The following is a 4,582-nucleotide window of genomic DNA, read 5'->3' as shown; positions in this document are numbered from 1 at the left end:
CGATATATCTGATAAGGAAGTACAACTGATAACATTAAAATAATAAATAAAAAAAGCTTGCTTGTCAAGAGGAAAAAGGATATTATGTAAGAAATATTTCAGAAATAATATTTTTAGGGAAAGAGGACGGGAATGTACGAGGCAATCGTGACTTTGAAAAAGGGGGAGGGACGCACCCTGAAGGCCGGCGGCATGTGGGTGTACGACAATGAGATCGCCTCCGTCGCAGGAGAATTTGAAGACGGAGATATAGTAGAAGTCCGTGATTTCGACGGATACTGCATGGGCTGCGGCTACATCAACAGGAAGTCCAAAATCACCCTGCGGATGCTGTCCCGCAAAAAGGATGCCGTCATAGACGAAAGCTTTATGGAGAGGCGCGTCCGGGACGCCTGGGAGTACCGCAGGCAGACCATCGACACCTCCAGCTGCCGCCTGATATTCGGGGAGGCGGATTTCCTGCCGGGCATCGTGGTGGACAAATTCGCCGACGTGCTGGTGGTGGAGTCCCTGGCGCTGGGGATAGACCGGTGGAAGGGCGTGATTGTGGAGGCGCTGAAAAAGGTGCTGGCGGAGGACGGCATCCATATCCGGGGCGTCTATGAGCGCAGCGACGCCAAGGTGCGCCTCCAGGAGGGCATGGAGCGGGTCAAAGGCTTTCTCGGGGAGCCCTTCGACACCAAGGTGGAGATCGTGGAGAACGGCGTCCGGTACATGGTGGACGTGGAGGACGGACAGAAGACAGGCTTTTTCCTGGACCAGAAGAACAACAGGGCCGCGGTGGGGAGGCTCTGCAAAGGGAAGAAGGTGCTGGACTGCTTTACCCACACGGGATCTTTCGCCCTGAACGCCGGCATGGCCGGGGCGGAGAGCGTGCTGGGGGTGGACGCCTCGCAGCTTGCCGTGGAGCAGGCCAGGGAGAACGCCAGGCTCAACGGCCTGGAGGAGAGGGTGCGGTTCGAATGCGCGGACGTGTTCGAACTGCTGCCGCGGCTGGAGCGGCAGGGGGAGCGGTACGACGTGGTCATCCTGGACCCTCCCGCGTTTACGAAGTCGCGGAATTCCGTGAAGAATGCGGCAAAGGGCTATCGGGAGATCAATCTCCGGGGCATGAGGCTGGTGCAGGACGGCGGCTTCCTGGCCACCTGCTCCTGTTCCCATTTCATGGAGCCGGAGCTGTTCGCCAAGACCATCCGGGAGGCTGCGGCAGGGGCCCATAGGAGGCTTCGGCAGGTGGAATTCCGCACACAGGGGCCTGACCATCCAATCCTCTGGGCGGCAGACCAGTCGTATTATCTGAAGTTCTACGTTTTTCAGGTGATTGGCGAACGCTGAGCCGCGCGGCGGACATGGAGCAAAAGGGCTCCTGAGTTTGGCCCGGAGGAGAGGCTGCGGAGCCGAGAGAGGGAGACCGGAAGCCCGGAGGAGCGGGAGCATGGGAAGGAACCAGGCTATGAGGATAGGAAAATTCATTTTGCGGACAGTGCTTTTCCTGCTGTTGGCCGCGGTGGCAGGGGCGGGGCTGTATCTCTATCCCGCATGGAAGGCCGCAAAGGCCCTGGGGGATGAGATGGAGTTGCCCTGCAAGGCCTTTGTGCTGGAGGTGGAGCTGGACAGGGATGCGGTGCCCCGGGAGCAGGAGAAGATGCTGGGGATGCTGGCCAAGCTTACGGGAATACCGGAGGATGCCATGTACCGGCTTTCCATAGAGGGGAGCGCGATGGAGGGAAAGGTCCATCTGCTGATCTGTCCGGACGGCAGGACGGAGCCGCTGATAGAGTTGTATTTAAGCGACGACATGAGCGTCATAAACGAGACCATGCTGTACAGCGCCATCCGCGGCAATCTGACGGAAAAGCTTGGGCTGCTGGATTATCTGATGCCCAGGCAGGAGGAGACGCTGTATATGACCCTGGAGCAGGTGGAACAGCTCTTCGGCGCGGACCTGAGCGGAATCGGGGACATGCGCCTGCCTGCGCCTGAGAAGGAGATCGGGGCAGGGGAGTATTTCCTGCTGCTGGCCGTCATGGCCAGGGAGAAGAGCGGGAACGGATACAGCTTCGCGCTGGAGCGGGAGCAGATGAGCCTTGGCTTCGATGTAGCCGACGGGGGCGGCGCAATGATGCGGCTCCAAATACAGGACCCGGCACAGGCCCTTGCCAGGGCAGGCAGGCTGCTTCCCTGGCTGGAGAAGGCGCTGCCCAAGGCGGGGAAGCTCCGGGAGGGGATGCAGGGCGTGAAGAGCCTTTCTGTGACGTTGATGCCACAGGAGGGCGGAAGCCTGACGATTCCCACGAACCTGGCAAGCCAAGATACCATAAATGTGTTATCGAATATCCGGACATGGGTTCAGGAGACTTTCGGCGGGTTTGGAGGGTAGCGCCGGGGGGCGGGGCTTAGATTGGGATTTTTGGCAGATATTTCAGGGGATTCGGGGAGATACAAAGCGGAGGGATGAGGATGGCGGCCAACTGGAAGGAAGACTGGAAAAAGGATTTGGGCAAGACGATCGTGGGCGTCGTGATCGGCAGCCTGTGGGTGGCGGGGCTCCTGCTCCTGGTGGCGAACGGCGGGAAGTTCTGGACGGCGGCGAAGCCGGGGACAGATATAGCGCTGCTGATGGAAAACGGCGGTGCCAGGGAGGGGATGCATGTGACGGGGCGGGTGCCCTATGTCTATGACTGCTTCGCGAACCTGTCGGATTCCGAGGGCGGGGACGCCAGCGAATTCTATTACGCGCTGCCCTCCGCGGACGGGATGCTGATCCTGGGCGTTCCGGCCCAGCGCCAGGAGGCTGTGGAAGCGCTCTGGGAGGAGACCTGGGAGTACGCTGCGGACGGAAGCCTACCTGACGCCGCGGTGGCGCTGGAGGGCTATGTGGCGAAGGCCAAGGGAAGGCTTCCGTATCTGCTGTCGGAATATCTGGTGGATGTGCTGGGCTATTCCCAGGAGGAGGCGGACGCCATGGGGGAGCCGCTTTTGATTCGGGATGCCGCCGAGGCGTTCCACAGGGCCAGAATCTACGCGCCGGTGGGCATGATTCTGCTGACTTCCGGAATCCTTCTCCTGATTCTATACCTGTCCCTTCGGAAGCGCCATTTGCGAAAAGAAACAGGAAAATAAGAAATTTTAAATTTTTTTAAAAAATTTGCAAAAAACACTTGCATTTATGCGCGGAATATAATATAATCTATCTTGTTCTTGTGAGAGACACATACAGCGAAAGCGGTATGGCACATAAGAGATGCGCCACTAGCTCAGTTGGTAGAGCACCTGACTCTTAATCAGGGTGTCCAGGGTTCGAGCCCCTGGTGGCGCACTGGAAGGACTGTTTTTGAGGACATATGAGCCTTGGGGACGGTTCTTTTTTTGCGTCTGGAAAACCGCATGGAATCTGGGCTTGCGGGCATCTGCGCGATGTAAGCTTATGTAATTTCATGTGCATGGTTATAGATGTCTCACTTTTTTCAGGCGTTGAGCGCCAGTTCTACGGCTTTCTGGGCATCTTCCTTGTCCAGGATGATATGGTTGTATACCTCTATGACCATCTTCTCGTTGTCGCCCAGCAGCTCCGCAATCTTTTTGATGGAAACGGTGGGTATCTGGTAGCACAGGTTCGTGCAGTAGTTGTGACGAAAGATGTGCGCGGTCAGATCCGGGGACTCCATCTTCTGCCGGATGCCGGCCCAGAGCTTGATATAGGAGCTTTTGGTCATGATATCCTTCCCAGCAGTACAGAACAGCCTGGAGCGGTTCAGGCAGCGGCAGTACTCCTGGAGGAAAGGAAGCACGTTGGACGGTATCGGTACTTCGTGGATGCCGTTCTGGCTCTTCGTGGACTTGATATAGGGCGTATTCTCATCAAAGGCAAGGGATTTATCTATCTTACGTCCGTCTTCCGGATGGAAGAGATGGGGACGGATTTAAGGATGTCCATATGGACATCTATGATGCGGCGGTACATAGCTTTCGTGTTCAGCTCCACATCGTGCTTGTAGATCTCCAGCCATGTCCTGGCGTATTCCTGAACGGAGGCCTTGGATTCCTTCAGGATGTCCCGGTTCCTGACCTTCTCCTCCATCTCCCTGACCATTTCCTCCAGAGCCCGGCAGGACTTTTTCGTCCGGACGGTCACACGGTGCTTTACGCCATTTTCCGTATAGGTGCCGTCCCAGACCTTTGCCTGGAAGTAACCATCCTTTCCTTTGGGGTATTTTGCTGTCGCCATGGCAGCCCCTCCTTTAAAAATGAGTATAAAAATAACAGCCAAGCGAAAATATCGCTTGCAGGCTGCTCCCGGAAATGATACAATGTCCTTGCAGGATAGTATCCTTTTGGGATATAACTTAGGCCGTCCGGTGCTGGTAACACCGGGCGGCTTTTCAAGTTTTGCTTGAAAGTTTCCACAGCATGGTATATAATATGCTTAGCAAGACAGCCGGAAGATAGATTGAGCCTATCCGTCCCGGCGAATATGGTTAGCTGATAAGTAAGCCGCCTATCCGGCCAAGGAACAGGGCGGCTTACTTATCCCTAGATGACCCCCAAAAGTAGTACCACATCAGGGAACCATCATCAGAGA

The 4,582-nt window shown here is 56.4% G+C and carries 5 protein-coding genes and 1 tRNA gene; 4 read left to right on the top strand and 2 right to left on the bottom strand.

Going from position 1 to position 4,582, the window contains the following annotated elements:
- The first annotated feature begins 132 nt into the window (after window positions 1–132).
- The 4 genes from Q2B33_RS16605 to Q2B33_RS16590 all read left to right on the top strand — a co-directional run bounded on the left by Q2B33_RS16605 (window position 133) and on the right by Q2B33_RS16590 (window position 3,319).
- On the top strand, window positions 133–1,335 hold the full coding sequence (locus Q2B33_RS16605) for a class I SAM-dependent rRNA methyltransferase (protein ID WP_300572290.1): 1,203 nt from the start codon (window positions 133–135) through the stop codon (window positions 1,333–1,335).
- 118 nt (window positions 1,336–1,453) lie between these two features.
- A complete protein-coding gene (locus tag Q2B33_RS16600; RefSeq protein ID WP_300572292.1) occupies window positions 1,454–2,380 on the top strand; it encodes a hypothetical protein in 927 nt (308 codons plus the stop codon).
- Between the two features lie 80 nt (window positions 2,381–2,460).
- Entirely contained in the window at window positions 2,461–3,123 is a 663-nt protein-coding gene (locus Q2B33_RS16595; RefSeq protein ID WP_296470431.1) for a DUF6709 family protein, read from the top strand.
- 123 nt (window positions 3,124–3,246) lie between these two features.
- Window positions 3,247–3,319 (top strand) — tRNA-Lys (locus Q2B33_RS16590).
- A 148-nt stretch (window positions 3,320–3,467) separates the two neighbouring features.
- Here the strand turns inward: Q2B33_RS16590 and Q2B33_RS16585 are convergent.
- Both Q2B33_RS16585 and Q2B33_RS16580 read right to left on the bottom strand, forming a co-directional pair.
- The gene (locus Q2B33_RS16585) at window positions 3,468–3,818 is read right to left on the bottom strand and encodes a tyrosine-type recombinase/integrase (protein WP_300572296.1); all 351 of its coding nucleotides are present in this window, start codon (window positions 3,816–3,818) and stop codon (window positions 3,468–3,470) included.
- A gap of 62 nt (window positions 3,819–3,880) precedes the next feature.
- Window positions 3,881–4,228, bottom strand: a complete 348-nt coding sequence (locus Q2B33_RS16580; protein WP_300572294.1) for a hypothetical protein — start codon at window positions 4,226–4,228, stop codon at window positions 3,881–3,883.
- Window positions 4,229–4,582 lie beyond the last annotated feature (354 nt).

Source organism: uncultured Acetatifactor sp., from assembly GCF_948601915.1.
Taxonomy (GTDB): Bacteria; Bacillota; Clostridia; order Lachnospirales; family Lachnospiraceae; genus Acetatifactor.
This window is presented reverse-complemented; position numbering and strand designations above follow the sequence as displayed.

Bases quoted from the DNA above. Each gene is read 5' to 3' on its own strand.
- Q2B33_RS16600 (WP_300572292.1), top strand. From the start codon at position 1,454: ATGAGGATAGGAAAATTCATTTTGCGGACAGTGCTTTTCCTGCTGTTG.
- Q2B33_RS16595 (WP_296470431.1), top strand. From the start codon at position 2,461: ATGGCGGCCAACTGGAAGGAAGACTGGAAAAAGGATTTGGGCAAGACG.
- Q2B33_RS16580 (WP_300572294.1), bottom strand. From the start codon at position 4,228: ATGGCGACAGCAAAATACCCCAAAGGAAAGGATGGTTACTTCCAGGCA.
- Q2B33_RS16605 (WP_300572290.1), top strand. From the start codon at position 133: ATGTACGAGGCAATCGTGACTTTGAAAAAGGGGGAGGGACGCACCCTG.